The organism is Roseobacter sp. (assembly GCF_024639605.1).
Lineage (GTDB): Bacteria > Pseudomonadota > Alphaproteobacteria > Rhodobacterales > Rhodobacteraceae > Roseobacter.
The window spans coordinates 1-26,334 of the sequence record NZ_JAHEHZ010000018.1 but is presented as its reverse complement, the minus strand read 5'-3'; the positions used below and the strand labels follow the sequence as shown (position 1 = coordinate 26,334).

Sequence of the window (26,334 nt, the reverse complement as noted above, 5' to 3'; positions counted from 1 at the left end):
CGTGAGTGATATCGTGATCCGGCAGGCCAGCGGGCCTGCGGATCTGGACACGGTGCGCCAGCTTTGCTGGGAGTATCGTGACTATCTGCTGGGTCACAGCGACGAGGTGCGGCGCGCTGTTCTGTTGTCCTACGGGCTGGAGAGCTACCGGGCGCTGATGAACAGCCTTGCGGAAAAACACGCCCGGCCCAACGGAATTATTCTGCTCGCCGAGCATGGCGGAATGCCGGTTGCCTGCGGCATGTATCACCCGCTGAGCGACACTGATGCCGAGATCAAACGCGTCTATGTCCGGCCCGAAGCCCGCGGCACCGGCACAGGGCGGCAATTGTCTCAGGCACTGATCGCCCAGACCCGCGCGGACGGCTTTTCGCGCGTTTTCCTTGATACCTCGCGTCGTTTCACGGATGCGCAGAGGCTCTATGAAAGCCTCGGCTTTCGTGCGCGCGGCGAGTACCGGGATCTGCCGGCGGGCATGGCCGAATTCCTTGTTTTCTATGAGCTCAGTCTGTGAACCGCTGCGGCCGGTAGGGTGCGACCAGCATTGCGTCACTGTTGCCCAGCGCAGCACCTGTGATCTCTGTCGCCGCGATCCGGGCCACAAGCGGCGCGAGCGTGGCACCCGAGTGCATGGTCGTGACATAAAGTCCGGCCGGCCCGCACGACCCGATGACCGGCACCCCGTCCCCCGGCACCGGCCGCCAGGCCAGCGAGACGCTTTCCCAGGTGACATGCTGCCCGATCAGCCGGCTCACGCGCCCGGCGGCCAGATCCGCCAGCACCTGCGGGTTTTCGACGATATTTTCCGTCCTGTCGCTCTGGTGCGCGGCGGCGGTCGGCGCCAGCAAACGCCCGTCACCGAGCTGGCGCAGCTCCTGCCCGGGCGATACCAGAATATGCGCCAGCAAAGGCGGCATCGGACCGGTCCGCAGGATCAGCCCGGGCCGGTCCGGCATCGGCAACGGCACTCCGACATCCGCCAGCAGCTGCTCAGTGGCTGTACCGGTTGCGAGCACCACACGATCCGCGTCGATGACACCACCGGACCATCGCATTCCGGTGATCTTTTCGTTGTGACTGACCAGTCCGGTGACCCGCAATCCGGTCACAAGCTGTGCCCCCAGCGCCATGGCGGCATCGAGAGCGTTACGGGCGAGTTCCGCAATATCCGCGGCCCCTTCGCCGGCGAAAAGAAGCGCCCGTTCCGGCGGGCGGATCTGCGGCTCCAGGGTTGCGAATTCCGCGCGCCTGACGCATCGCACGTCATACCCAAGCGCCTGCAGGGCCGAAAACTGCGCGTCGAAAGCCGCGCCCTGCTCCTCCCAGCACAGACAGCCCTGCCATTGCACCGCGGTGGTGGAGAGGGTTCCGGCCAGTGCATGATGGGCCTCAATTGCCGCCGCGCGCAGGCGAAAATGGTCTTCGTTTTCGTAAAAGCTCGCGTTTATCCAGCCAAAGGACGATCCGGTCGCCGCGCCCGCCGGCGGGCCCGCATCAATCACTGTCACCTCCGCCCCGCGGCGGGCCAGTTCGAAAGCGGTCAGTGCACCGATAATGCCCGCGCCGATAACGATTGTTTTCACCGGCTTTCCCCCTTGGCCCGCAGCTGCGCCCAGACTAGCCTGAGACGATGACAGCACAAGAGATCATCGCGCATCTGAACCTCGCCCCGCATCCTGAAGGCGGCCACTACCGCCAGACATGGGTCGCATCAGGTTCCGGGCGGCCCGCAGGCACCTGCATTTATTTCCTGCTGGCAGCGGGTGAGACAAGCCACTGGCACCGGGTCGATGCAACTGAGATCTGGCTCTGGCATGCAGGTGCGCCGCTGATCCTCTCGGTCAGTGCCACCGATGAGGGGCCCGCGCAGGATCGTGAGCTTGGTCCGGATCTGCACCGGGCGGATCCGCAGATCATCGTTCCTGCGCATCACTGGCAGGCCGCGCGCAGCACCGGCGACTGGACCCTTGTGAGCTGTACCGTCTCGCCCGGATTTCAGTTTGAGGGGTTCACGCTGGCACCACCGGAATTCGACATCCCGCGCGGGTAACCGCAGGGCGGCATTGAGGCGTGCCCTTGCGCGGTCCCGGTTGCGCGTTGAGAGCCCTTAAGGCGGATGCCGGTCGCTTCAGCCCGCCTGCGCCTGCGCTTCGGGCAGGCTGACGATGCCGCCGCCTGCTGCTGCGCGCACCCCGGTTGTCCCCGGGCAGGATGTCGGCAGGCCACGCGCCACACGGACAGCCAGATAGGCAAAGGCCTGGGCTTCGAGCATATCGCCGTCAAGGCCCGCTTCTTCCACCGGCATGACGGGACAGTCGAGCGATACGCTCAGCATCTCCATCAGCACCGGATTATGACGCCCGCCACCGGTGACCAGCACCCGGTCGGGCAACGTGGGACAGTGCTGCATACCGACCGCCACACCTGCTGCGCACATGGCTGTCAGCGTGGCCGCCGCATCAGCGTCTCCGAGCTCGCTCACCAGCGCGACCATCTGCGAAAAATCATTCCTGTCCAATGATTTGGGCGGAATTCGTGCAAAGTATGGCTCAGCCAGAAACAGCTCAAGCGCGCCCTTCTCAACCGTGCCGGACCTCGCGATTGCGCCGTCTTTATCGAAAGCTGTGCCCCGCCGCGCACGCAGAAGATCATTCAGCGGCGCATTGGCCGGCCCAGTGTCAAAAGCCAGCAAAGCGCCAGGCATTTCAGGTCGCTCAAATGACGGGTCGATGTATGTCAGGTTACCCACCCCACCGAGGTTCAGAAACGCAAGCGGGCCGGTGGCACCGATATGACGCGCGCAGGCAAAATGGAAAAACGGCGCAAGCGGCGCGCCTTCACCGCCCAGGTCTACATCCGCTGTGCGGAAATCCCAGACGACCGGGCGGCCAAGCGCCTGCGCGAGTGCTGCCCCGTCGCCGGCCTGATACGTGCCGCGTGTCCGCGGGGCATGGGCAAGCGTCTGGCCATGAAAGCCCACCAGGTCAACGCCTGTGAATCGCGCCAGAAGCTCTTCATGTGCCTGCTGGACGATGCGTGTTGCAGCCTCTGCTGCAGGTCCCGACCACTGGCCCAGAGCCGCCGACAGGATGTGCTGTTCTTCTGAGGTGTACGCGCGGTATCCGCTCTCACCAAAGCTTCCGATTGTCACGCCGTCTGTGCGGATAACGGCTGCATCCACGCCATCCAGCGATGTGCCGCTCATTGCCCCCAGCGCTGTGACGGATCCGGTTTTCGGGATGGCCCTGCTCAAAGCCTTTTCCTTTACGATTTCACCGCCTATAGAGTGGGCGCATTCACCGCAGAGAGCAAGCAAGATGACCTGGCACCCGAAATCAGATTTTATCGCCGTTATGACCGAACGCGGTTTTCTGGCGGACTGCACGGATTATCAGGGTCTCGATGATGCGCTGATGTCGGGCGTGCAGCCCGGCTACATCGGCTTTGATGCGACCGCAAAATCGCTGCATGTGGGCTCACTCATTCAGATCATGATGCTGCGTTGGCTGCAGAAAACCGGGCATAAACCGATCACCCTGATGGGCGGCGGCACAACGAAGGTGGGGGACCCGTCCTTTCGCGCCGATGAACGCCCGCTCCTGACACCCGCGGCGATTGACGACAATATCGCGGGCATCAAAGACGTCTTTTCCGCCTATCTGAAATATGGTGACGGCCCCACGGATGCGCTGATGATCAATAACGCCGAATGGCTTGATGATCTCAATTATCTCGATTTCCTGCGCGATATCGGACGGCATTTCTCGATCAACCGGATGCTGTCTTTTGAGAGCGTGAAATCGCGGCTCGACCGTGAGCAATCGCTGTCGTTTCTTGAGTTTAACTATATGATTTTGCAGGCCTATGACTTCATGGAACTGCACCGGCGCTATGGCTGCATTCTGCAGATGGGCGGCTCGGACCAGTGGGGCAACATCGTCAACGGCATAGATCTCACGCGCCGTGTGATCGATGGCGAGGTCTATGGTCTGACATCGCCGCTGCTGACCACCTCGGACGGCAGGAAGATGGGGAAATCGCAGTCGGGTGCGGTCTGGCTGAACGCCGATATGCTGAGCCCCTATGAGTTCTGGCAATTCTGGCGCAACACCACGGACGCCGATGTCGGGCGTTTCCTGAAACTCTATACCGAACTGCCGGTGGATGAATGCGACCGTCTGGGGGCACTCGCCGGCGCGGAGATTAACGAGGCCAAGATCCGGCTTGCGGGCGAGATCACCACACTGCTGCACGGCGCGGAGGCGGCTGCTGCTGCCGAGGCGACTGCGCGTGAGGTCTTTGAAAAGGGCGGCGTCGGGGACGATCTGCCGACGCTGAACCTGTCCGCAGAAGATCTGGGCGACGGGATCTCGATCGTGCAGCTGATTGTGAAATCCGGGCTCGCAGGTTCCGGCAAAGAGGCCAAACGTCTGATTGCGGAGAACGGCGCGCGCCTTGATGACCAGCCGCTGACCAACGCAGGCCTGATGATCGATGCGGCGGCGCTGTCGTCGCCGATCAAACTGAGCGCCGGCAAAAAGCGTCACGCGCTGGTGCAGCTGGGTTAAGCAATGGCGTGTTCCGTCTGCGCGCAGGGGGGCGGATGGCTGCAAACCTGACGTGCAGCAAACCCGGAGGAGCAAGAGCATGAAACTGACGGAAACAGCAGCGATCATCACCGGTGGTGCATCTGGTCTCGGAGAGGCCACGGCACGCTGGTTTGCAGATCATGGCGCACAGGTAACCCTGCTCGACCGGGATGCGGACCGCGGTGCGGCTGTGGCCTCTGATACCGGCGGATACTTCGCGCAGACGGATGTGACCGACGAGGCCTCTGTGCAGGCAGCGCTTGATCTGGCGCGGGACAGGATGGGCCGCATTACGGTCGCGGTGAACTGCGCCGGCATCGCGGATGCCGCCAAAACAACCGGGCGCGACGGGCCGCATCCGCTGGGGCTCTTTCAGCGCACCATCGACATCAATCTGGTGGGTACGTTTAACGTCGCGCGACTGGCGGCGGACGCGATGCAGCACAACGACCCGGATGAAGACGGCGCGCGCGGTGTGATCATCAATACCGCCTCCATCGCGGCCTTCGACGGGCAGAAAGGCCAGACGGCCTATGCCGCTTCCAAAGGCGGTGTCGTGGGGCTCTGCCTGCCAATGGCCCGGGATCTGGCGCGCAGCGGTATCCGGGTGATGACCATCGCACCAGGGATTTTCATGACGCCGATGCTTGCGGGTCTGGGTGAAGAGGTGCAGGCACAGCTTGCCGCTGACGTCCCCTGCCCGCCGCGCCTCGGTGATCCGTCGGAATACGCCGCCCTTGCCGGCTTCATCGTGAGTGCGGGCTATCTGAACGGCGAAGTGATCCGTATCGACGGCGCGCTGCGCATGCGCTGATAACAAGGAGAAACCCCATGTGGCTGGGACTGCTTTTGCACATCCATACGGCCCCTGAGGCCCGCGCGCCCATGACAGCGCACCGCGCCATACAGTGTCTGCCCGGCGTCGGGCTTGCAGGCGACCGGTATGCGCGGGGCGTGGACAGCGGCACCTATTCAAACCTGCCCGACGTGCGCGAAGTAACACTGACAGAGATCGAGACGCTGGAAGCGCTGGCGCGTGATCACGACATTACGCTTGAACCTCATGAGCACCGCCGCAACCTCACTGTGCGTGACGTGCCGCTCAATCATCTGGTGGGACGCGAGTTCCGGGTGGGCGAGGTCATATTGCGTGGCGGACGGCTCAATACGCCCTGTCGCTATATTGACATGATCACCGGCAAAACGGTCTGTGACCTGCTCGAACACCGCTCGGGGCTGAACTGTTCGATCCTGACCGGCGGCACAATCCGCGAAGGCGATCCGGTCTCGTTGCTTTAGCCGGCGGCTTTTTCTTCCAGCATCAGCCACTCTTCTGTCGCGGCATCGAGCTTTGCATGCCGCTCCACCAGCGCATCGGTCGCCTTGCCGAATTTCACCGGGTTCTGCTCGAAAAGATCCGGGTCACCGAGCAGTTCTTCCAGCTTAGCAATCTCCGCCTCCAGCCGCTCGATCTCCGCCGGCAAAGCGTCCAGCCGGTGTTTCTGCGTGAAGCTCAGGCCCTCTTTCGGCACAGCCTGCGGTTTTTCCGCGGCGGGCGTCCCAGACTTTACAGGCGCGGCCTGCGTGCGGCTTTGGGTGGTCTTGCGCTGACTGATGTAATCGCTCCAGCCGCCGGCATAGACCGTCGCGCGACCGTCCCCCTCCATGGCGATCGTCGTCGCAGCGACACGGTCAAGAAAGTCACGGTCATGACTGACCAGCAGAACCGTGCCGTCGTAACTGCCCAGAATATCCTGCAGCAGATCGAGCGTTTCCACGTCCAGATCGTTGGTCGGTTCATCGAGCACCAGCATATTGCCCGGCCGGGCCATCAGTTTCGCCAGCAGCAATCGCGCCTTTTCGCCCCCCGAAAGCGCACGCACCGGCGCCCGCGCCTGAGCCTCGTCAAAGAGAAACTCCTTGAGATACCCGACCACATGTTTGGGTGCACCGCGCACCATGATCTGGTCGGCCTTACCCGAGACGCGCATATCGGGATCCCCCGTCAGACTGTCCCAGAGCGTCATATCCGGATCAAGCGCGTCGCGCCCCTGATCAAAGAGCGCCACACTCAGTCCCGTGCCCAGCTTTACCTCGCCCTCATCCGGCGCCTCGCGCCCGATCAGCATATTCAGCAGCGTGGTTTTGCCCACACCGTTGGGCCCGACAAGCGCAATCCGGTCACCGCGCTGCACGGTCAGGCTGAAGGGCCGCAGAATCGTCCGGTCGCCGAACGATTTTGTGATGCCCCTGGCCTCGATGACCTTTTTGCCGGACTTCGTGGCCGGATCAAGCGCCATGGCAGCCGTGCCCTGGCGGCTGATCTGTGCGGCGCGTTCCGCCCGCAGATCCTGCAAGGCGCGCACCCGGCCCATATTGCGCTTGCGGCGCGCGGATATGCCTTCCACGGCCCAGCGGGCCTCGGCTTTGATCTTGCGGTTGAGCTTGTGACGCTGGGTGTCTTCTTCTTCCCATACCGCATCGCGCCAGGTCTCGAAATCACCGAAACCCTTTTCCTGACGGCGCACGACACCGCGATCAATCCAGAGCGTCGCCCGCGTCAGCGCGCGCAGAAACGCTCGGTCGTGGCTGATGATAATATACCCCTGGCGGCTTTGTTTCAGCTCATTTTCCAACCAGGCAATGGCCTCGATATCCAGATGGTTCGTCGGCTCATCGAGCAGCATCAGATCGGGCTCCCCCGCCATCAGCCGCGCGAGTGCCGCGCGCCGCCGTTCTCCGCCGCTGGCGGTTTCCACCGGCCGGGCGGGGTCAAACTTGAGCCCCTCGCCCGCGCGTTCGACCCGGTACATCTCCGAAGGCTCCAGCAGATGAGCCGCAAAATCACCCAGCGTCGCAAACCCCGACAGGTCCGGGTCCTGCTCCATATATCCCACGGAAACACCGGGCCCGGCGATGACCTCCCCACGGTCAGGCTCGACCAGCCCGGCCATCACCTTCATCAGCGTCGATTTGCCCGAGCCGTTGCGTCCCACCAGTGCCACGCGGTCGCCGGGCTGAGCGACAAGGCTGAGCCCGTCAAAAACGGGATCACCGCCGAAAGTCAGCGAAATATCTGTAAGCTGCAGCAAAGGGACACGGGCCATGCCAGCCAGCTATGCCGGAGCGGCAGCCGCGTCAACGGCTGGCGTGCGACAGGCCGAAAAAATCACCGCCCCGCCGGTCAGGCAATGGCGCGCAGCAGCCGTTTACGCGCAGGTGGAATGGCGCTGGTTTCGACCCCGGTGAAAACATGCAGTGTGTTCATCTGACGGTCCACCACCGCGTGATCGCTGACCCAGGCACCCATCATCAGATAAGACCGCAAAAGTGGCGGCATCCGCGCCATTGCGGTTCTGATATCCGGTTTACGCCGCAACCGGGCCGCAAAGCGAAAAACCTCCGGCGCTTTGACCCGCGGCAGCCAGCGTTCCGGCGCGAGATGGCGGGCGCGCAGCATCGCGAAGGTATCGAGATAATCAGTCGTCTGCGTACCCCTGAAAGACGAGCATCCAAAAAGCAGCGTCACACCGGCTGCATCCACCTGGCGGGCGATCCATGCCCAGGCCAGCCGCAGAACATCCGGATCGCGCAGCCCCGGCGCGGTACAGAACCGCCCCAGCTCAATCATCGGACCATCGTGTTGTGCCAGCCCGGAAAGCTCATAGAACTGCGCGGAGTAGCTGCGGGTAAGCGCATCCGGTGTCATCTGCATCAGACGAAAACAGCACAGCAGTTCGCCGGTGTGCAGATCCTCGATAAGAACCTGCGTGCACTGCTGATCGAAAACATCGGCTGTCTGTGCGCCTGCGGCCCCGAATGCGGCAACCCGGAGCGCCAGTGCGCGGGCCATGTCATTTGCATCCGCTGCCCGGCGGGCTTTGAGGTGGCCTCTGATCAGCTCACGCATGGCGTGTCTCCCGCAAACGAGGTCTGCGTCCCGTTACCACGGGCAGGTCACGGCCGCGTGACAGCGATCAGCCGTCGATGCCGCTGGGGGTAAACCGTCCGATATTGCCAAAGAGCTGACCAAGGAAGGTGCGGCCCTCGACCGTGGTGTCGGTGACGCGCCGCGCCAGTGGCACCACCTGCCCGTCTTCCAGCCCGAAGGTTTCGACGTTCCGGACCACACCGGCGCTGTCAAAGCTGATCGCGACAATCGTCCGCTCGACCACTTCGGATTCCAGCAGCGCGAAGTTCTTTACCCGGCTGCGCACGAAATACATCGCGTCATCCTGCAACACCGATCCTGCGGCCGATGACCCGAGGGTTTCCTCGACGCTGGCGCGGGTGTCGACACCGACCGCGATCTGGTCAAGTTCTTCTGTTGTGGGCACATATCCGTGGTTGCGGTAAGTCGCGCCACAGGCGGCGAGCGCCGCGCACATCGCTAGCGCACAGCATAAACGGCGCACGGCCGGGCCGCTTTTCCTCGACAGTGTACTGCTTTGCATTCGTCTGCCCTCTTGCCCCTGGCGCCTTTGGCTTTTATCCCGCTTACACCATGCCAGGCCCATGGTTCAAGGAACGAAAGTATCACGCATGAAGCAGACACCTCCCTCCGACACGGCGCTTCGCGTTGCCGACCTGGCGCAGAACGCTGTGACTTCCTTTTCTCTGAGGCCCGACACGGCGCGTACAAAGCAGATCGGCGCAGAGCTGGGGCTCTCTGATCTGCGCAAACTGTCCTTTACCGGCAGTCTTCGGGCGGAGGGTGCAGCCGACTGGCGGCTGGAGGCCGTTCTCGGGGCCACGATCGTGCAGCCCTGCGGTGTCACGCTTGAGCCCGTCACCACGCGAATCGATGTTCCTGTAACGAGGCTTTTTCAGCGCGATTTTACCGACGTTGATGCACCCGAGGCCGAAATGCCGGAGGACGACACCACCGAAGCACTCGGGCGCTGGATCGATCCTGCGGCTGTGATGACAGAGGCGCTGGTGCTTGCGGTACCGCTTTATCCGCGTGCGCCGGGCGCCGAGCTGAAAGAAGCCGTCTTTACCGAACCCGGCAAAAAGCCAATGCGCGATGAAGATGCAAGGCCGTTCGCAGGGCTCGCCGGATTGCGGGATCAGCTGGAGACACCAGACGGGGACGACTGACGCCCGCGAGCGGGACGACAGCCCCTCACCCTTTCAACTCTGCAAGGACGGTCTTGCCCGTACACAGGCACGCACCTGCCCAACCCACCGGGCGCATCCCGGAGCGGCGGGCGATCAGCCGGGAAACCTTGACCGTCGCCCCTCCGTTCAGCTCAGCAGATCCAGCGCGACCTGTGCGGAGCTGTCGCCCGACCCGGCAAGCAGTGCGGCACTGGTCTGGTAGGCAAGTGCTGCCGCCATTGCGGTCTCTGCGGTCTCCGCCGCCGCTTGCTCTGGCCCGGCAGGGACAGAGGCGCCGTCGTCAGTCGCCGGCGTGCCGCCGGATGCAGGCGTTTCACCTGCGGTTCCAGGCGCCTGCGTACCGTCCGTTGATGCAGCATCCTGCGTGGTCTGCAGCGTAAAGAGCGCCGAAGGGTCAGCCCCCTTTGCAATCTGCGAGGCCGCAAGTCCCTGGGCATTTGACGGCAGTTCGACACCAGCGGCACGGGCCTCTGCGACTGCGATCTTTGCCAGTTGGCCTGGTGCCGTGCTTTTTCCGGGCCCCGGGACAGGTGTTTCAACAGGTACCGGCGGTGCAGGCGGTGCGTTTGAAATAACGGGTGGCGTAACAGCTGTAGCTGAAATCATGTTCTCACTCCTTTTCTCCAATGAAACCCAATAGGGCGAAAACACCAGGATTTCGTAAGCCCGCGCCAGCACCGCACAACCCGCTGAAAAACCGCTTGCACAGCACGGAATTCGCAGTATTTTGCGCGCCTCACCCAATTAAGGGTTGGACAACTGCGGGCCATGGCCCTAAACGCACGTGACGCCCGCCCGACGGGACAGAATCCGAAACCCGGCCCCCGCGCAGACCTGCGTAACCGGCCCCGAAAGACAAAAGGCCTGAACCAATGGCTGTTCAACAGAACAAAGTCTCCAAATCGCGCCGCAACAACCGTCGCGCGCATGATGCACTGGTGGCTGCAAATCCGAACGAATGCACCAACTGTGGTGAGCTGAAACGCCCTCACCACGTCTGTGCGGCCTGTGGCCATTATGACGACAAGGAAGTCGTTGCACTGACAGAAGAGATTGATCTGGAAGACGACGCGGCCTAAACCTTTGCCTTAACAATAAGGCAGCAAGGTTAGGGGCGGTCGCTTTATGACGGCGCAGACCGATCAGGCAGATGCGAAGGCTGCACGGATCACCATATCCGTAGATGCGATGGGCGGGGACAATGGCCCCGCCGCTGTTATTGCAGGCTGCAGCACCTCCGCCCAGAAAAACCACAACATCCGCTTTATCCTGCACGGTCCGTCCGAAGAGCTCAAAGCTCTCGTGGCGCGCAAACGCGTGCTTGAGGGCCGCTGTGATATCCGGCACGCGCCGGATGTCGTGTCGATGAACGACAAACCCGGCCAGGTCGTGCGCAACAGCAAGGGTACCTCCATGTGGTCGGCCATCGAGGCGGTGCGCGACGGAGAGGCCTCGGTCGCTGTCTCCTGTGGCAACACAGGCGCGTTGATGGCGCTGTCGATGATCCGTCTGCGCAAACTGCCGGGCGTTAACCGGCCGGCGATTGCAGTCCTCTACCCGTCGTCCAATCCGCAGGGTTTCAATGTCATGCTGGATGTTGGCGCGGATATCCGGGCGGATGCCGATGACCTTCTGCGCTTTGCACTCATGGGCATGTCTTATGCGCGTAACGGGCTCGACCTGCCCCGCCCGCGGGTTGGACTGCTGAATGTCGGCACTGAAGAGCACAAAGGCCGCACCGAGCTCAAAGAAGCCTATGAGCTGATTCGTGATCATCACGAGGAAGCCGGGTTCGAATTTGTCGGCTTTGTCGAAGGCGGCGATATTTCCGGAGATGTTTGTGATGTGATCGTCACCGACGGATTCACCGGTAACGTGGCGATCAAAACGGGCGAAGGCACCGCCAGCCTGATCGGCGAGCGCCTGCGTGAGGCCTTCCGCTATTCGCCGCTGTCGATGCTGGCTTCTCTGCTGGCCTATACGTCGCTGAACCGGCTGAAAAAGAAAATTGATCCGCGCCGGGTGAATGGCGGCGTCTTTCTGGGGCTGAACGGCACGGTTGTGAAATCGCACGGCTCAGCGGATGCAACCGGTGTGTCGGCAGCCATCAAGCTCGCAGCACAACTCGCTGATATACAGTTCACCGACAAGCTGGCGGCACGCGTCGCCGGCCTGCCGGGAGAGGAGACCTCCTGATGCCCCTGCGCGCCGTCGTCGCCGGTGTTGGCCACTACCTGCCCTCCCGCGTCGTACCCAATACCGAATTCGAGGAAAAGCTCGATACCACGGATGAATGGATCCGCTCCCGCTCGGGCATCGAACGCCGGCATTTCGCCGCCGAGGGTGAGACCACATCAGATATGGCGGCCGCGGCCGCCACAGCCGCCCTGACCAGCGCCGGTGTCACCGCAGAAGACGTGGATGCGATCATTGTCGCCACATCGACCGCCGATCTGACCTTTCCGTCTGCGGCTACTATGGTTCAGGCACGCCTGGGTATGACGACGGGCTTTGCTTTCGACGTGCAGGCGGTCTGTGCAGGCTTTGTCTATGCGCTCAGCAATGCCAACGCGCTGATCCTGTCGGGCCAGGCGCGGCGCGTGCTGGTCATCGGCGCCGAAAGCTTCAGCAGGATCATGGACTGGACCGACCGCTCGACCTGTGTGCTTTTCGGGGACGGCGCGGGCGCTCTGCTGCTCGAAGGACGCGACGGCACAGGCACTGCCGAAGACCGGGGCATCCTCTCGACAGATCTGCACTCGGACGGGCGCCATCAGGATTTGCTTTATGTCGATGGCGGCGTTTCCACCGGCACAACCGGTCATCTGCGCATGCAGGGCAATCAGGTTTTCCGGCATGCCGTTGAAAAGCTGGCAGCCACAGCAACCACTGCCATGGAGCGCGCCGGCATTGTCCCGGAGGATGTAGACTGGATCGTGCCGCATCAGGCAAATATCCGTATCATTCAGGGCACTGCGAAAAAGCTCGGCCTGCCGATGGAACGGGTCATCGTGACCGTGCAGGATCATGGCAACACTTCTGCCGCATCGATTCCCCTGGCACTGTCTGTAGGCGTCGAACGAGGACAGATCCGGCAGGGTGATATGATCGTGACAGAGGCAATCGGCGGCGGACTGGCCTGGGGAGCGGTCGTTCTGCGCTGGTAAACGGGTTAATTTCGCTCAGGACGTGCAGTCCAAGTCATTGATATTGACTCGGAAAAACCCTCTCCCCTATGGTTGCTTAAAACCGTGGGGGGATATGATGGCCGAAAAGACACTGACACGTATGGATCTGAGTGAGGCAGTCTTCCGCGAGGTTGGCCTGTCGCGCAACGAAAGCGCCCAGCTCGTAGAAACCGTGCTTGAACATCTGTCGGATGCGCTGGTGCGCGGCGAGCAGGTCAAGATCTCATCTTTCGGCACCTTTTCCGTGCGTGACAAATCGGCCCGCGTCGGTCGCAATCCCAAGACGGGCGAAGAAGTTCCGATTAACCCCCGCCGGGTTCTGACCTTCCGGCCTTCACATCTGATGAAGGACCGCGTGGCAGACGGAAACAAGTCCTGACCTGATGTCCAAGTCGCCGGACGCATTCCGCACAATCTCAGAGGTTGCTGACTGGCTGGGCGTTCAGGCGCATGTGCTGCGCTTTTGGGAGAGTAAGTTCTCACAGGTCAAGCCGATCAAACGCGCGGGTGGCCGGCGGTATTACCGGCCCTCCGACATGCTTCTGCTCGGCGGGATCAGGCAACTGCTGCACGAAGACGGACTGACCATCAAAGGGGCGCAGAAGATGCTGCGCGAGAAAGGCGTGGCGTATGTCGCCGATATGTCCCAGCCTCTTGATGATCTGACCATGGCCGCGCTGGACGAAGACACGGCCGCGTCCCCCGCATTTGCATCAACACCAGCGGCCGGAAACGAAGCGCCCGGGCAGGACGCGGCACCCGAACCTGAAGAAGTCGCTGAGCAGGCCGGCGATCCCGGACCTGAGCTGTCCGAAAGCGGTGCGCCCGGACCTGCGGAACACACAGCCGAAGACAATGCCGAAACCCCTCAGGATGCTGAGCCGGAAGAGACAGGCGACCACCCTGCCGAAGACGTGAGTTTCTCGCACGCCCGCGACGAACCTGTCCGGGATGACATTGCACCGGAGACAGAGAACAGCGACGCTGATCTCTCTGCTGAAGGCGAAAGCCTGCCGGAGGAGCAGGAGGATACTGCGCCGGCCGGAGCCGCCGCTGGCGGGATTACAGCCGAAGACGCCACCGCCGGTGAAACCGCAGATCTGCCGGACTTCCTGACAAAACCCCTGCAGGATGCGGGCAACGACGACAGTATCGCGCAGCGCGATGACGACCTGCCCTCGCAGACAACGCCGGAAGAGGCAGCACCTTTTGAGCCTGAGGAAATCGCCGCCGGCGCTGAGGACAGCACCGACGCAGATACCGGCCCCTTCTCTGTATCGCCACCCGGGGCGGCCCGGGAACCGGTGCGTCCTGCCGAAGTCGATGTGCCGCCAGTGCCGCATGAGGATGAGATCGACGTGGCGCCCTCCGCGCTTACGGCGCTCGCGCGCATCACCCGGATCGACAGCGACACGGCTGACCGGATCCGGCCGCTTTTGAAACAGCTTGCAGCACTCAGGGCCGATCTCTCGGGCCCGGGTAAAGATGCCGGCAAAGACTGATCCGGTGGCATTTGGGTCTTGCCATCGGGCTCTGATCGGGTATGAAGCGGCTCATGTCGGGCTATGGCGCAGCCTGGTAGCGCGTCCGTCTGGGGGACGGAAGGTCGCAGGTTCGAGTCCTGCTAGCCCGACCACTACCGACATCCATAAAGTGCCCGCGCAGCCGTTGCGCGGGCCTTTGTCTATTCAGGAGCCGGCGGCATGAATGGCGTTCTACCAAACCAGACGATCGCAAAGATGATCGATGAAAACCAGATTGCCACCAGCCGCCCTGTCACTGACGCCCAGATACAACCGGCAAGTCTCGACCTGCGTCTGGGTCGTACGGCCTGGCGGGTCCGCGCATCTTTCCTGACCGGTGCCGGGGCGCGTGTTTCAGATCGCCTTGAAGAATTTGAGATGCACAAAGTGGACCTGACCGAAGGCGCTGTGCTCGAAAAGGGCTGTGTTTATGTGGTGCCGCTGATTGAATCGCTGGCCCTGCCCGATGATATACAGGCCGTCGCCAACGCCAAAAGCTCCACAGGGCGGCTCGATCTGCTCACCCGGGTGATCACCGACGGCGGCACCGAATTTGACCGCATCGCGCCCGGCTATCACGGACCGCTCTACGCCGAGATCTGCCCGCGCTCTTTTTCGGTGCTGGTGCGACCGGGCATGCGGCTGAACCAGATCCGCTTCCGGCGCGGAGAGGCCGTTCTCGACGACACAGCCCTGCGCGCCCTGCACGCGCAAACGCCGCTGGTCGACCGGGATCCGGTGATTGACGCGGGCCTCGGGTTTTCCGTCGACCTGCGCCTGCCCGGCACCACGCTGGTAGGATACCGCGCCAAGCCGCACACCGGCGTGATTGACCTTGATAAAATCGATCACTACCGCGCGACGGATTACTGGGAAGACGTGCACAGCGATGACGGCAAGATCATCCTGGATCCCGGCGCATTCTATATTCTGGTGAGCCGTGAGGCTGTAACGATCCCGCCGTGCTATGCTGCTGAGATGGCGCCCTATCTCGCGATGGTCGGCGAGTTTCGCGTGCATTACGCGGGTTTTTTCGACCCCGGCTTTGGCCATGCGGCATCGGGCGGTGCGGGATCACGCGGTGTGCTGGAAGTGCGCTGCCACGAGGCGCCCTTTGTGCTTGAGCACGGTCAGGTCGTCGGCCGTCTGGTCTATGAGGCCATGACCGAAGAACCCACGCAACTCTATGGCGCGGGGATCGCGTCGAACTATCAGGGCCAGGGCCTTAAGCTTTCCAAACACTTCAGAGCGCGGGAATAACGCCGCTCACATCCGCGTGGCGCGCCCGGCGATACGAGCTGACCGGCGCAGGTGTTTCGCGCCGTTGTGCGCGCGCTGATCACCGGCGGCTTTTCTCATCCCTGCACCGATACCCCGGTTCATCAGCCTGCGCATTATCATCCGCAGGATCATAATCAGTGCCCGTTCCATTGCCTGTCCTTTTTTTAATCTGACAGAACGATAGCGCGGGAATATGGCGATTTTCAGGGCAGATCAGTCCTCAAACAGCTCGCTCTGGCCTTCGGTAGATTCTTCGTCGCCCTCATCCGGATCACCGGCAATTGGCAGGCTGCCCGGCGGCGGCCGGTTCTCCAGAAGTCCGGCGGCACGAAGCTCTTTGAGCCCGGGCAGATCGCGTGCATTCTCAAGGCCGAAGTGATCAAGGAAACCTTCGGTCACCACAAAGGTCACCGGTCGCCCCGGCGTCATCTTGCGGCGGCCAAAGCGGATCCACTCCATCTCCAGCAGCTGATCCACCGTACCGCGGCTGACCGAAACACCGCGGATTTCTTCGATCTCAGCACGGGTGACAGGCTGGTGATAGGCGATGATCGCAAGCGTTTCCACGGCTGCCCGGCTGAGCTTGCGGGTCTCGACTGTTTCGCGCTGCATCAGAAAGCCAAGATCGGGTGCTGTGCGCACCGCCCAGGCATCGCCGATTTTACACAGGTTCACGCCGCGCCCTTCATAACGCTTGCGCAGATGGACAATGGCCTCTGCCGGGTCCGATCCGTGCGGCATGCGCGCGGTCAGCTCGCGCAGCGAGACTGGCTCTGCGGTCGCAAAAAGGATCGCCTCGACCATGCGCTCCTGCTCGCCCATCGGAGGGGCCTCAAAGAGGCTCTGCTCTGTGTCGCTGATGTCGGGCTCTGTGCTCAAGAGGGCCGGTCCTTTTTGCGCAGCTGCAGCGGCGCGAATGTGTCGCTCTGGCGAATTTCGAGATACCCTTCCTTAACAAGCTCCAGCGAGGCCGCAAAGGTTGAAGCGGTGGCGGACCGGCGCCGCACCGGGTCGGCTTCCCAGCCTTCGGGCAGGTAGCTGGAAATATCCGTCCAGTCTCCGGCAAATCCCATCAGCCCGCGCATCCGGTCAAGCGCCTGCTCCATGGTGAAAACCGCGTCCCGGTCCATCACAAACGGGCGGAATTCGTCGCGGGTGCGGATTCGCGCATAGCCCTGCATCAGATCGAGCAGCGTGGCAGTGTATTCGATCTTGCGGGTCCGGGTGACCTCATGTGTCTGACCGCGTGCAAAGAAATCACGCCCCAGCCGGTCGCGCCCCATCAGGCGGGCAGCGGCATCGCGCATGGCCTGAAGCCGTTCCAGCTGAAAGGCCAGATGCGCTGCCAGCTCTTCGCCGCTGGGCCCCTCTTCGGTGGGATCAGGCGGCAGTAGCAAACGGGATTTAAGAAAGGCCAGCCAGGCGGCCATCACCAGATAATCCGCAGCAAGCTCCAGCCGCAGCGCCTTGGCCTTTTCGACAAAGGCCAGATACTGTTTTGCCAGTGCGAGAACCGAAATCTTTCGCAGATCGACCTTTTGCGTGCGGCTCAGTGTCAGGAGCAGATCGAGCGGGCCTTCGAACCCGTCCACATCGACAATCAGCGCCTCGGCCGCCATGCGGTCCGCAACCGAAACTGCGTCTTCCTCAAAAGGGATTTCAGCCATGCCTCATATCGACTTTCACGCCCTGCTCAACAGCGTCCCAAGCTGAGCAGTTGCGCGGGAAATGTCAATATCGTCGGGCGCCATCCGACCGTTGAGCGCACGCAGCGCGCGGGTCTGCGCCCCAAAACTCATCTCGCCTGCAGCTTCTGCCACGGCGCGGCGGTCGGCGAGCGTGCCGTTGCAGTGCAGGATCACATCGCAGCCCGCTGCTAGCGCCTGGCGCGTGAGATCGGCAAGGCTGCCCTTGAGTGCCTTCATCGCCAGATCATCTGTCATGATGAGATTTTCAAACCCGATGTCCTCGCGGATGACCTTCATCACCTTTTCCGACAGGGTGGCGGGTTTGTCATCAATGGCATCATATGCCAGATGCGCGGTCATCCCCATGGGCAGGTCATTCAGCGCCCGGAAGGGCGCGAAATCAACCGTGTCGAGTTCCTCGCGCGAGACGCTGACCCGTGGCAGATCATAGTGACTGTCCATTGTCGCGCGACCGTGTCCCGGAATGTGTTTGAGCACCGGGATGACACCTCCGGCGATCATCCCCTCGGCGGCGGCCCGCCCCAGTTTCGCAACGGTTTGCGGGTCAGTGCCATAGCACCGGTTGTGCAGAAATGCGTGGGTGCCGGGGCCTGCCACATCAACCATGGGCGCGCAGTTGCTGTCGATCCCCAACGCGTGCAATTCCGCCGCAATCAGCCGGTAGCGCAGATACATCGCCTCTTCGGCCTTCTCGCCCGCGGCGGTGACAAACTCCAGAGGAGGTTCCCATTCCGTCCAGACCGGCGCACGCAGACGCTGCACCCGTCCACCTTCCTGATCGATGGTGATGGGTGCATCCCGCCCGACACAGGCGCGCATCTCGTCGCACAGCGCGCGCACCTGATCCGGCGTATCGATGTTGCGGGCAAAGAGAATGAATCCGTATGGATTCACATCGCGGAAAAACGCTTTTTCCTCAGCAGAAAGGCTCAGCCCGTCCGCGTCAAGGATCGTCGCCCCGAACCGGTTCATTTACTCGCGACAGGGATACAATCCACGCCCTCAGCCTTAAAGGCGGCGCAGAAGCGTCTGGAATCGTTCAGATCTTTGAAGCCCATGGCCCGCAAGCGGTAAAAGGTACGCCCCCCCGATTGCGCTTCCTGAACCACACGGGATTTACCGTCGAGATAATCGCCAAAGCTGGTTGCCAGCCGGTCCCACTCACCGCGTGCGATCACCGCGCTGTCAAAAGCACCCAGCTGCACAAGACGTGTGCCGCCTGGGATTTTTGAAGGATCAATCTCGGCCGTCGCAGGTGCGGTGGTAAAGGACGCGTTCTGCACCATCGCAGGGGCGGTCGCCGGCCTCAGACGCGGTCGCGCAGAAATCCGAAGGCCGGGCCCGTCTGCCAGAACCTCTTCAGGAAGCGGCAGAGCTTCGGCCGCCGCGAGCAACACAGCGGCATCCGTATCAGCCGGCACTTTCGCGGCGGGTGTTTTCTTTGCAGGTGCCGGCACATCGGCAGTCGCTGTTTCCGGCGCCGGATCAACCGGTGCCGACGGGGGGTCAAATGCTTCTGCCGCAGGGCGCAACGCTTCAGGAGCGGTCACGGGTGCCACAAGCGGAACCGGCTGATCTTCCTGCGCGAGTCCACCTGTGCGCGGCGCCAGCGCGACCTGATCCACCGGACCGGAGGCAAAACCCTCCGCGGCAACCGAGTTGACCGCGAGCCCCTGATGACGGGCAAGCTGCCCGCCGGGCTCTTCTGGACGCACCCGCATGTCGCCCTGAACGGCGCGCACGACCGGAATGCCGCTGACATCACGCACCATCAGCTTGTAGCCCCAGACCCCGATCCCCGCGATCAGCGCCAGTGACAGGGCGGCGCCTGCCAGATTGGTCATTGTTGTCAAAGAGGTGCCGGACACCTCCGGCTGAGCCTCGGGAGTACGCCCGTAGGCCCCCATATTATGGGAGAACTGAATATCCGCCATCACTGCCTCACTGCCCCCGGGATACATTGCCCCTGAGGTCTGTCTGCGTTTGCTGCTCGGACGCAGGCGGCGGTTTGTTACCGCATTTCCTGCGCCGGTGTGACGCCAAGAATACCAAGACCGGCTGCAATTACAACGCTGACGGCCCGTGCGAGCGCAATTTTCGACTGTGTGACATTCGGGTCGTCCTGCACAAAGCGCAGCGAGGTCTCGTCATTGCCCCGGTTCCACAGCGCGTGAAAGCTGCCTGCGACATCGTAAAGATAGAAGGCGATCCGGTGCGGCTCGTTGCTGCGCGCGGCGGTCTCGACCATCCGCGGCCATTCCGCAAGCTTGCCGGCCATCGCCAGTTCTGCCTCGTGATCCAGCAAGCTCAGGTCCGCGGCAGCAAGCGCCTCGTCGCTGACATCAACGCCCGCCTCAACCGCCTTGCGCATCACTGAGGCCACCCGCGCATGGGCGTACTGCACGTAAAAAACCGGGTTTTCCCGACTTTGCTCAAGCACTTTGTCGAAATCGAAATCCAGCATCGCATCGTTTTTACGGGTCAGCATGACAAAACGCGTCACATCCGGCCCGACCTGATCCACCACATCGCGCAGGGTCACAAAGGTCCCTGCCCGTTTGGACATTTTGAATGGCTCGCCGTTTTTATAGAGCTTCACCAGCTGCGTCAGCTTGATATCAAGCGACACCTTCCCGTCAGAAAGAGCGGAAACCGCAGCCTTCATCCGTTTGACATAGCCACCGTGATCCGCGCCAAAAACGTCGATCAGCGCGTCGAACCCGCGCGAAACCTTGTCGTAATGATAGGCGATATCCGGCGCAAAATAGGTCCAGCTGCCGTCGGATTTCATCACCGGGCGGTCCACATCGTCGCCGTGTTCGGTGGATCTGAACAGCGTCTGCTCGCGCGGTTCCCAGTCTTCGGGCTTTTTGCCCTTGGGCGGCTCCAGCACGCCTTCATAAATCAGACCCTTGCCGCGCAGAACATCGATTGCCGCCTCAATCCGACCGGTGCCATAGAGCGATTTTTCGGAGTAAAAGACATCCATCTCCACGCCGAGTGCTTTGAGGTCAGCACGGATCAGATCCATCATCGCGTCGGTGGCAAAAGTCCGCACTTCTTCGAGCCAGACCTCTTCGGGCTGATCCACGAAAGCATCGCCTTTTAGCTCTTTGAGCTTTTCTCCGACTTCAATCAGGTAATCGCCCGGATACGTCCCCTCGGGCCAGTCGACGGAGAGATCATGCGCTTCGAGATAGCGGTTATAGACCGAGCGGGCGAGCACATCGACCTGCGCACCACCGTCGTTGATGTAATACTCACGCGTCACGTCAAAGCCCGCAAAACCGAGCAGCGAGGCCAGCGCGTCGCCGAAAACGGCGCCACGGGTATGGCCCACGTGCAGCGGACCTGTGGGGTTGGCCGAAACATACTCTACATTCACCCGGGTCCCCTGCCCGACGCTGCCGCGTCCGAAATCCGTGCCGGTTTCCAGCACCGTTTTCACCACTGACTGCCAGACTGAGGGCGCAAGACGCAGGTTGAGAAACCCGGGACCCGCAACCTCGGCGGACGTGATCCGGTCATCGCCCACAAGCTTTTCCGCCAGCGCCGCGGCGATATCGCGCGGCTTCATGCCAGCGGGTTTTGCCAGCACCATGGCGGCATTCGTCGCCATATCGCCATGGGCTGCATCGCGCGGCGGCTCGACCGTGACATTGTCCATCGCCAGACCGTCAGGCAACGCGCCCTCAGCCTGCAGGGCCGTCAGCGTTTCGATCACCAGATCGCGGATATCAGCAAAGAGGTTCATTTCCGGCTCCTGTCGAACAGACTGCGCGCGGTGTATCACGCCGCAGGCCCGGGTCAACCGCGCTCAGCCAAGGCCGATCAGCCGTTCATGCTCCTGCAGCGCAAAGCGGTCGGTCATTCCCGAGATATAATCCGACACGATCCGCGCCAGCGCGGTTTCAGTGTCCGCCTCTTCCACATCCTTGCGCCACTGCTTTGGCAACTGGTCGGGGTGCGACATGAAAAGCGGAAAGAGCCCGTTGACTACGTCGGTAACCTCGGCGCGCATTTCCACGACGCTGGGCGCGCGGTACATGCGTTCAAAGAGAAAAGCGCGGATGATCTTCAGATCGGAAAACATCTCGTCCGAGAAACGGATCACCGTCCGGCCCGCGGCCCGCACATCATGCACGGACTGCGGCCCGATCCCGGCAAGGCGCTCCTGGGCAAAGCGGATCACGTCCTCCACCAGCACACCGAAAAACCGCCGGAGCGCCTCGTGCCTCCGCCGGTAGTAATTTAGCCCCGGATAGAGCTCATCCACCCGCCCGAAGCACCGGTCCAGAACCGGCAACTCCGCCAGTTCGTCGGTGGAGAAAAGCTCAGCGCGCAGCCCGTCATGCAGATCGTGGTGGTTATAGGCCACATCATCGGCAATCGCCGCCACCTGCGCCTCGGCGCTTGCATGGGTGTGCAGCTCCAGATCGATCTGCGCGTTGCATGCCGCCAGCGCCCAGGGGATTTCTCCCGTGACCGGCCCGTTGTGCTTGGCAAGCCCTTCCAGCGTTTCCCATGTGAGGTTGAGCCCGTCGAATTCGGCGTAGTGACGCTCCAGGTGTGTCACGATGCGTATCGCCTGGGCATTGTGATCGAACCCTCCGTAGGGCGCCATAAGAGCGGCAAGTGCATCCTCACCGGTGTGTCCGAAAGGCGTGTGGCCCAGATCATGAGCCAGAGCGATGGCCTCGGTCAGTTCGGCGTTCAGCCCCAGGGCCCCGGAGATCGTGCGCGCCACCTGCGCCACCTCGATCGAATGGGTCAGCCGGGTGCGGTAATAATCGCCCTCATGCTCGATAAAAACCTGGGTTTTATGCTTGAGCCGGCGAAAGGCGCTGGCGTGAATAATTCTGTCCCGGTCGCGCTGAAAACACGAGCGGAAGGTGCTTTCCTCCTCCGCGAACCGCCGTCCCCTGGCGGTCGCAGGATCAGAAGCGAAGAGCGCAGTCATACCGCCGGTCCTTGTGGCCTGTCCTGTGACTTTCTATATTGCAGGTAAGTGTTGAATGAAACCGTTACACGGAGCCCGCAAATGCAGCTGCCCCCCAAAGTGACCTCCCGCGCGTTTGAACGGCTCGCCGAGATCGGTGCTGCGACCGAGGGCAAGGCCCTGCGGGTCGCTGTCGAGGGCGGCGGCTGTTCCGGGTTTCAGTATGAAATTGTGCTGGATGAGCCGAAGGAAGACGATCTGATCCTCGAAGGTGCGGGTCAGAAGGTGGTCGTCGATGCCGTGTCGCTGCCTTTTCTGACGGATGCGGTGATCGACTTTACCGAAGAGCTCATCGGCGCTCGCTTCGTCATAGAAAACCCCAACGCCACCAGTTCGTGCGGCTGCGGTACATCGTTCTCGATGTAGGTTAAATATCGCAGTGCAGTCCGTTGATTTAAATCAGTTTCCGGCGCGTGCGAATCCCTGAAAAAAATCGTCAAAGACATCTGATGATGCCGCGGCACCTTCCAGGATACGATGTTCATCCTCGGCCAGGACGGTCTGCAGAAGGCCGCGCATCTGATGCCAGTCACTGCTGCGTGCGTCCCCGAGACGGAACATATACTCTGATATGCTGCGCAATGGTCCGCGCCCGGCAGCGACCCGGCAGATGCTGAGCCCGCGCCGGTCGGAAACGCCGGGAAACGAGGCCGCACCGGTCTGCGCTGCCCACCAGCTGGTGACGAGATATTCATGATATGCGTCCGGTCCGCCGTCAGGACTGTCAGGCATCAGAACAAATCCGGCACTTTCACAGGCCAGCCAGTCTTCCCAGATCTCGCCCGGCGTGCCCCCGGCGAACCGGATTGCGATGCAGACCTCTGCCAGCAGATCCACATCCTGATCAAGCCAGGCCAACAGCCCGGCAAACTCAAGGCTCCTCATCGCCTCGGGCGCCAGATCTGGGACGACCCGGCCATAATCAGAGAGATAAAAGACGATATGCGTCAGCTCGTAGGCCGCTTTTTTATTCGGCAGGGAAAAGGTTTGCGGCGTGTTTATAAAAGTATGCAGGCGCGCCGTCAGACGCGGATCACTGCCTGTCTGCCCGCGTCGCGCCAGCAGGTGCCGGGTCTCAGCGCGCTGCAGGTCGGAAAGCTCTGCGGCTGCATAGTCGCTGCCGGCGACGCGCTGGCAAAGGCGCACTCCGGTGTCACCTTTCATCCCCAGGTCTTCGAGATCAAGGCAGATGGACAGCAGAAACCGGTAGTACTGAGGGAAAAACCGCAGCCTGTCTTCAAGCGTGTCGTAAAACGGCGCGTACACTTCAAGCGCATCCGGCAGTAATCCGGCCCCGGAATTGCGCAGTATGTTGAGGATTTCTGCGTTCTCCTTGAGCCAGTACACATCACCGCTGGTCCGGCGGTTGAGGGCAAAGTTCTCAAGCAACAGCGCCTGTCGGACGGCAAGTCCGGGCCGCTTCGGCAGACCGATCGGTACGATGTTGTTCATCTGCGGATCCCCCCGGGGTGTGTTTCACATGCCGTAGCGCGCATTGCGGCGCTCTCGCGGCCATCACGGCTGCGAGAACGCCGGTCTGACTGCTCAGGCTGGTGTCATGGATGTGGTGAAGAGCCCTGTTGCCTCACCTGACAGAATATCGCCGCCGCTGACCATAGATGTGGTGTAAAGCCCGGTCTGCCCGCCGGTCATGGTGTCGCCTGCCGGCCCCATGGAGGTGGTGAAGAGTTCCGTACCGGCGCCGCTGAACATATCTGTGCCGCGGGGTGCCATTGATGTGGTGAACAATGCGGTGGCTTCGCCGCAGTACATATCGGCGCCCGCTGTCGGGGCCGCTGTGGTGATGTCGAGGCGAAGTGCTGTGTTGGTGGTCATTTTGTATCCCTTTGGTGTGAGTTTCAGATCGCCCGTCAACGCTTGCCCGTAACGCGGGAAACTCAAAGATAATTTCTCGTTAACACTCTGTTAATACACCGTTATCCACAGGACTTGCGTGGTCACTAATTCGGCAGGGTGGTGGAATTTTCGTCCCGGTTGGGTATTGAAAATAAGTTGTCCACAGGTGGATAACTCTGTGGATATTAACCATTCCTGATCTGCTGCGAATATTGGTTAACGAGAATCACATCTCCTGCACCCGTGCCGGCGGGCCCTCCTGGGCAGAACCTGTTGCGCGCCCTGCCTGCATCGGCGATACCCGGTGATGAAAAACGGGGGACCGGTGGTGAAAATAGCGACATTTAATATCAACGGGATCAAAGCCCGCATCGACGCCCTGCCCGCGTGGCTTGACGAGGCGAAACCTGATGTGGCGCTGTTGCAGGAGATCAAATCGGTCGATGAAAATTTCCCCCGTGAGATTTTCGAAGAGCGAGGCTATAACGTCGAGACACACGGGCAAAAGAGCTTCAACGGGGTCGCCATTCTGTCAAAGCTGCCACTGGAAGATGTAACGCGCGGCCTGCCCGGCGACAGCGACGACGATCAGGCCCGCTATATCGAGGCGACGGTCATGGGAGATCACGACGCGATCCGCGTCTGCGGCCTCTATCTGCCCAATGGCAACCCTGCGCCCGGACCTAAATACGATTATAAACTGGCGTGGATGGCGCGGCTGGAAGACCGGGCACGTGCGTTGCTGGCTGAAGAAGTCCCCTTTGTCATGGCCGGAGACTATAATATCATTCCCCAGTCAGAAGATGCAGCGACACCTGAGAACTGGCGCGAGGATGCGCTGTTCCGGATGGAGAGCCGGACAGCTTTCCGCCGGTTGCTTAACCTGGGTCTCACCGAAGCCTTCCGCGCCCGCACCCAGGGTCCCGGACACTACAGCTTCTGGGATTACCAGGCCGGTGCGTGGAACCGGAACAACGGCATCCGCATCGATCACCTGCTGCTCAGCCCGCAGGCCGCAGATATGCTGAAAGACTGTCAGATCGACAAAGAAATCCGCGGGCGCGATAAACCCTCGGACCACGTGCCGGTCTGGATTGATCTGGCTGCCTGAGCGTCCGGTCCCCTGACCGGTACCGCCCCTGCTGTGGCTCTGAATGGTCATACCACAGCCACAATGCTCCGTAAAAACCATGCCCGAACGGAGTACCGGTATGACCCAGACAGAAAATTTCCACTTTCAACCGAATGCAGGCACTGCAGGCTTTCTGCTCGGCGTGATCGCAATGATGGTCATGGTAATTCACCTTTGGGCCGGTCCGTTCGCGCCGCAGCAGAGCACGGGAGTGGCAATCGGAGAGCTCGCAGCAGAAATCCGCCTTTCTGCAACGAATGCCCTCAAGGGGATAGAGAACCCACCGCCTGAAGTGCCCGAACGCACCATCGACCAGTTGCTTATTGCCGGGGCCACAATACTGGCCGGGCTGGCGGTCGTCCTCGGTCTCATCGGCCTGATCCGGCGCGAGCCCGGGCGCCCGGCTCTTTTTGCGGTCGGGCTTGGCGTAAGCGCCATTTTGTTCCAGCTCTTTATCTTTACCATTCTCCTGATTGCCGGGGTATTCCTGATTATCGGTGTACTCCAGAATATGGACGGCATCTTAGGCGGATAGACGCCGGGCGGCAGGGTGCAGGCCATATCCCCCTGTAAAAAAAGCAATCCCGTAATCCTGTGCGGTGCCGCACAGAATGGCGAATGCCCCGTCTGCGGGCAGGCTGCGCGGACAGCCGCCTGGCCGGGCGGCGCTTAGGAACATCCGTAGCATCGCGGCAGTTTGTCTCCCGAACGCCCCAAACGAGGGGCGGATTTGAAGGAGTAAAACGATGACACGTGTAACAATGACCGCCGCCGCTCTTCTGATGGCAACCTCAATGGCTGCCCTGGCAGATGTCCAGTCTGTAGAAGTCGAAGCAGACCTGACCGCACTTAAGAATATCGAAGCAGCTCAGGTCTGGACATCAATCAGCGACGATCTGGAAACCGAGATTGTTGAACGGCTGATCCCGAAGATC

30 protein-coding genes, 1 tRNA gene and 1 pseudogene are annotated in these 26,334 nt (G+C 61.7%); 17 read left to right on the top strand and 15 right to left on the bottom strand.

What is annotated here, in order from left to right; genetic code table 11:
* Position 1: 1 nt before the first annotated feature.
* Entirely contained in the window at positions 2–514 is a 513-nt protein-coding gene (locus Q0M35_RS04225; RefSeq protein ID WP_295312968.1) for a GNAT family N-acetyltransferase, read from the top strand.
* On the opposite strand, the gene Q0M35_RS04220 is transcribed toward Q0M35_RS04225, so the two are convergent.
* On the bottom strand, positions 504–1,583 hold the full coding sequence (locus Q0M35_RS04220; protein ID WP_295312966.1) for an FAD-dependent oxidoreductase: 1,080 nt from the start codon (positions 1,581–1,583) through the stop codon (positions 504–506). The genes Q0M35_RS04225 and Q0M35_RS04220 overlap by 11 nt on opposite strands.
* A gap of 47 nt (positions 1,584–1,630) precedes the next feature.
* Here Q0M35_RS04220 and Q0M35_RS04215 point away from each other — a divergent pair, with 47 nt between their 5' ends.
* Complete coding sequence (locus tag Q0M35_RS04215) at positions 1,631–2,050, top strand: cupin domain-containing protein (protein WP_295312964.1); 420 nt, start codon at positions 1,631–1,633, stop codon at positions 2,048–2,050.
* 78 nt (positions 2,051–2,128) lie between these two features.
* On the opposite strand, the gene Q0M35_RS04210 is transcribed toward Q0M35_RS04215, so the two are convergent.
* Positions 2,129–3,253 (bottom strand): anhydro-N-acetylmuramic acid kinase, encoded by a 1,125-nt coding sequence (locus tag Q0M35_RS04210; protein WP_295312962.1) that lies wholly within the window; start codon positions 3,251–3,253, stop codon positions 2,129–2,131.
* A 64-nt stretch (positions 3,254–3,317) separates the two neighbouring features.
* Here Q0M35_RS04210 and tyrS point away from each other — a divergent pair, with 64 nt between their 5' ends.
* The 3 genes from tyrS to Q0M35_RS04195 all read left to right on the top strand — a co-directional run bounded on the left by tyrS (position 3,318) and on the right by Q0M35_RS04195 (position 5,888).
* Positions 3,318–4,568 carry a tyrosine--tRNA ligase gene (gene tyrS, locus Q0M35_RS04205; RefSeq protein ID WP_295312960.1) on the top strand — a complete coding sequence of 417 codons (1,251 nt, stop codon included), beginning with the start codon at positions 3,318–3,320 and terminating at the stop codon, positions 4,566–4,568.
* Positions 4,569–4,647: 79 nt separating this feature from the next.
* A complete protein-coding gene (locus tag Q0M35_RS04200) occupies positions 4,648–5,403 on the top strand; it encodes an SDR family NAD(P)-dependent oxidoreductase (RefSeq protein WP_295312958.1) in 756 nt (251 codons plus the stop codon).
* Positions 5,404–5,420: 17 nt separating this feature from the next.
* Positions 5,421–5,888: an MOSC domain-containing protein gene (locus Q0M35_RS04195; RefSeq protein ID WP_295312956.1), complete on the top strand. Its 468-nt coding sequence runs from the start codon at positions 5,421–5,423 to the stop codon at positions 5,886–5,888.
* Here the strand turns inward: Q0M35_RS04195 and Q0M35_RS04190 are convergent.
* The 3 genes from Q0M35_RS04190 to bamE form a co-directional block, all read right to left on the bottom strand.
* Positions 5,885–7,696: an ATP-binding cassette domain-containing protein gene (locus tag Q0M35_RS04190; RefSeq protein WP_295312954.1), complete on the bottom strand. Its 1,812-nt coding sequence runs from the start codon at positions 7,694–7,696 to the stop codon at positions 5,885–5,887. The two genes, Q0M35_RS04195 and Q0M35_RS04190, sit on opposite strands and share 4 nt — an antisense overlap.
* 77 nt (positions 7,697–7,773) lie before the next feature.
* The gene (locus Q0M35_RS04185; protein ID WP_295312952.1) at positions 7,774–8,499 is read right to left on the bottom strand and encodes a GNAT family N-acyltransferase; all 726 of its coding nucleotides are present in this window, start codon (positions 8,497–8,499) and stop codon (positions 7,774–7,776) included.
* Between the two features lie 67 nt (positions 8,500–8,566).
* On the bottom strand, positions 8,567–9,043 hold the full coding sequence (bamE, locus tag Q0M35_RS04180) for an outer membrane protein assembly factor BamE (protein WP_295312950.1): 477 nt from the start codon (positions 9,041–9,043) through the stop codon (positions 8,567–8,569).
* A gap of 88 nt (positions 9,044–9,131) precedes the next feature.
* Between bamE and Q0M35_RS04175 the strand changes: the two genes are divergently transcribed.
* Positions 9,132–9,689, top strand: a complete 558-nt coding sequence (locus Q0M35_RS04175; RefSeq protein ID WP_295312948.1) for a DUF177 domain-containing protein — start codon at positions 9,132–9,134, stop codon at positions 9,687–9,689.
* 147 nt (positions 9,690–9,836) lie between these two features.
* Here the strand turns inward: Q0M35_RS04175 and Q0M35_RS04170 are convergent, their stop codons facing one another.
* Positions 9,837–10,316: a hypothetical protein gene (locus tag Q0M35_RS04170; RefSeq protein WP_295312946.1), complete on the bottom strand. Its 480-nt coding sequence runs from the start codon at positions 10,314–10,316 to the stop codon at positions 9,837–9,839.
* A 266-nt stretch (positions 10,317–10,582) separates the two neighbouring features.
* Here Q0M35_RS04170 and rpmF point away from each other — a divergent pair, with 266 nt between their 5' ends.
* From rpmF to Q0M35_RS04135, 7 genes are all read left to right on the top strand, one after another.
* Entirely contained in the window at positions 10,583–10,789 is a 207-nt protein-coding gene (gene rpmF / locus Q0M35_RS04165) for a 50S ribosomal protein L32 (protein WP_159979744.1), read from the top strand.
* A 46-nt stretch (positions 10,790–10,835) separates the two neighbouring features.
* The gene (gene plsX / locus Q0M35_RS04160) at positions 10,836–11,906 is read left to right on the top strand and encodes a phosphate acyltransferase PlsX (RefSeq protein ID WP_295312943.1); all 1,071 of its coding nucleotides are present in this window, start codon (positions 10,836–10,838) and stop codon (positions 11,904–11,906) included.
* A complete protein-coding gene (locus Q0M35_RS04155; RefSeq protein ID WP_295312941.1) occupies positions 11,906–12,877 on the top strand; it encodes a beta-ketoacyl-ACP synthase III in 972 nt (323 codons plus the stop codon). The genes plsX and Q0M35_RS04155 overlap by 1 nt, the downstream gene beginning before the upstream one ends.
* A gap of 97 nt (positions 12,878–12,974) precedes the next feature.
* Complete coding sequence (ihfA, locus tag Q0M35_RS04150) at positions 12,975–13,277, top strand: integration host factor subunit alpha (protein WP_169640185.1); 303 nt, start codon at positions 12,975–12,977, stop codon at positions 13,275–13,277.
* A gap of 4 nt (positions 13,278–13,281) precedes the next feature.
* Positions 13,282–14,400 carry a MerR family transcriptional regulator gene (locus Q0M35_RS04145; RefSeq protein WP_295312938.1) on the top strand — a complete coding sequence of 373 codons (1,119 nt, stop codon included), beginning with the start codon at positions 13,282–13,284 and terminating at the stop codon, positions 14,398–14,400.
* Between the two features lie 57 nt (positions 14,401–14,457).
* Positions 14,458–14,534 (top strand) — tRNA-Pro (locus Q0M35_RS04140).
* Positions 14,535–14,601: 67 nt separating this feature from the next.
* Complete coding sequence (locus tag Q0M35_RS04135; RefSeq protein WP_295312936.1) at positions 14,602–15,681, top strand: 2'-deoxycytidine 5'-triphosphate deaminase; 1,080 nt, start codon at positions 14,602–14,604, stop codon at positions 15,679–15,681.
* 6 nt (positions 15,682–15,687) lie between these two features.
* On the opposite strand, the gene Q0M35_RS04130 is transcribed toward Q0M35_RS04135, so the two are convergent.
* The 7 genes from Q0M35_RS04130 to Q0M35_RS04100 form a co-directional block, all read right to left on the bottom strand.
* Complete coding sequence (locus Q0M35_RS04130) at positions 15,688–15,852, bottom strand: hypothetical protein (protein ID WP_295312934.1); 165 nt, start codon at positions 15,850–15,852, stop codon at positions 15,688–15,690.
* A gap of 63 nt (positions 15,853–15,915) precedes the next feature.
* Entirely contained in the window at positions 15,916–16,524 is a 609-nt protein-coding gene (scpB, locus tag Q0M35_RS04125; protein WP_295312984.1) for an SMC-Scp complex subunit ScpB, read from the bottom strand.
* Positions 16,525–16,577: 53 nt separating this feature from the next.
* Entirely contained in the window at positions 16,578–17,369 is a 792-nt protein-coding gene (locus tag Q0M35_RS04120; RefSeq protein ID WP_295312932.1) for a ScpA family protein, read from the bottom strand.
* Between the two features lie 15 nt (positions 17,370–17,384).
* Positions 17,385–18,383 carry a beta-N-acetylhexosaminidase gene (gene nagZ, locus Q0M35_RS04115; protein ID WP_295312930.1) on the bottom strand — a complete coding sequence of 333 codons (999 nt, stop codon included), beginning with the start codon at positions 18,381–18,383 and terminating at the stop codon, positions 17,385–17,387.
* Positions 18,380–19,345, bottom strand: a complete 966-nt coding sequence (locus tag Q0M35_RS04110) for an SPOR domain-containing protein (RefSeq protein WP_295312928.1) — start codon at positions 19,343–19,345, stop codon at positions 18,380–18,382. Before Q0M35_RS04110 ends, nagZ begins: the two co-directional genes overlap by 4 nt.
* Before the next feature lie 77 nt (positions 19,346–19,422).
* Complete coding sequence (argS, locus tag Q0M35_RS04105) at positions 19,423–21,165, bottom strand: arginine--tRNA ligase (protein WP_295312927.1); 1,743 nt, start codon at positions 21,163–21,165, stop codon at positions 19,423–19,425.
* 63 nt (positions 21,166–21,228) lie between these two features.
* Complete coding sequence (locus Q0M35_RS04100; protein WP_295312925.1) at positions 21,229–22,371, bottom strand: deoxyguanosinetriphosphate triphosphohydrolase; 1,143 nt, start codon at positions 22,369–22,371, stop codon at positions 21,229–21,231.
* A gap of 81 nt (positions 22,372–22,452) precedes the next feature.
* On the opposite strand from Q0M35_RS04100, the gene Q0M35_RS04095 reads away from it, so the two are divergent.
* Positions 22,453–22,776 (top strand): iron-sulfur cluster assembly accessory protein, encoded by a 324-nt coding sequence (locus Q0M35_RS04095; protein ID WP_295312923.1) that lies wholly within the window; start codon positions 22,453–22,455, stop codon positions 22,774–22,776.
* A gap of 33 nt (positions 22,777–22,809) precedes the next feature.
* Here Q0M35_RS04095 and Q0M35_RS04090 read toward each other — a convergent pair whose 3' ends face one another.
* Positions 22,810–23,862, bottom strand: coding sequence for a hypothetical protein (locus tag Q0M35_RS04090; RefSeq protein WP_295312921.1), 1,053 nt, complete (start codon positions 23,860–23,862; stop codon positions 22,810–22,812).
* 93 nt (positions 23,863–23,955) lie between these two features.
* A complete protein-coding gene (locus tag Q0M35_RS04085) occupies positions 23,956–24,246 on the bottom strand; it encodes a DUF6749 domain-containing protein (RefSeq protein ID WP_295312919.1) in 291 nt (96 codons plus the stop codon).
* Between the two features lie 349 nt (positions 24,247–24,595).
* Here Q0M35_RS04085 and xth point away from each other — a divergent pair, with 349 nt between their 5' ends.
* The 3 genes and pseudogenes from xth to Q0M35_RS04070 all read left to right on the top strand — a co-directional run.
* Positions 24,596–25,378, top strand: a complete 783-nt coding sequence (gene xth / locus Q0M35_RS04080; RefSeq protein ID WP_295312917.1) for an exodeoxyribonuclease III — start codon at positions 24,596–24,598, stop codon at positions 25,376–25,378.
* A gap of 100 nt (positions 25,379–25,478) precedes the next feature.
* On the top strand, positions 25,479–25,934 hold the full coding sequence (locus Q0M35_RS04075; protein WP_295312915.1) for a hypothetical protein: 456 nt from the start codon (positions 25,479–25,481) through the stop codon (positions 25,932–25,934).
* Between the two features lie 211 nt (positions 25,935–26,145).
* A pseudogene (locus Q0M35_RS04070) lies at positions 26,146–26,334 on the top strand (hypothetical protein); the annotation flags it as partial.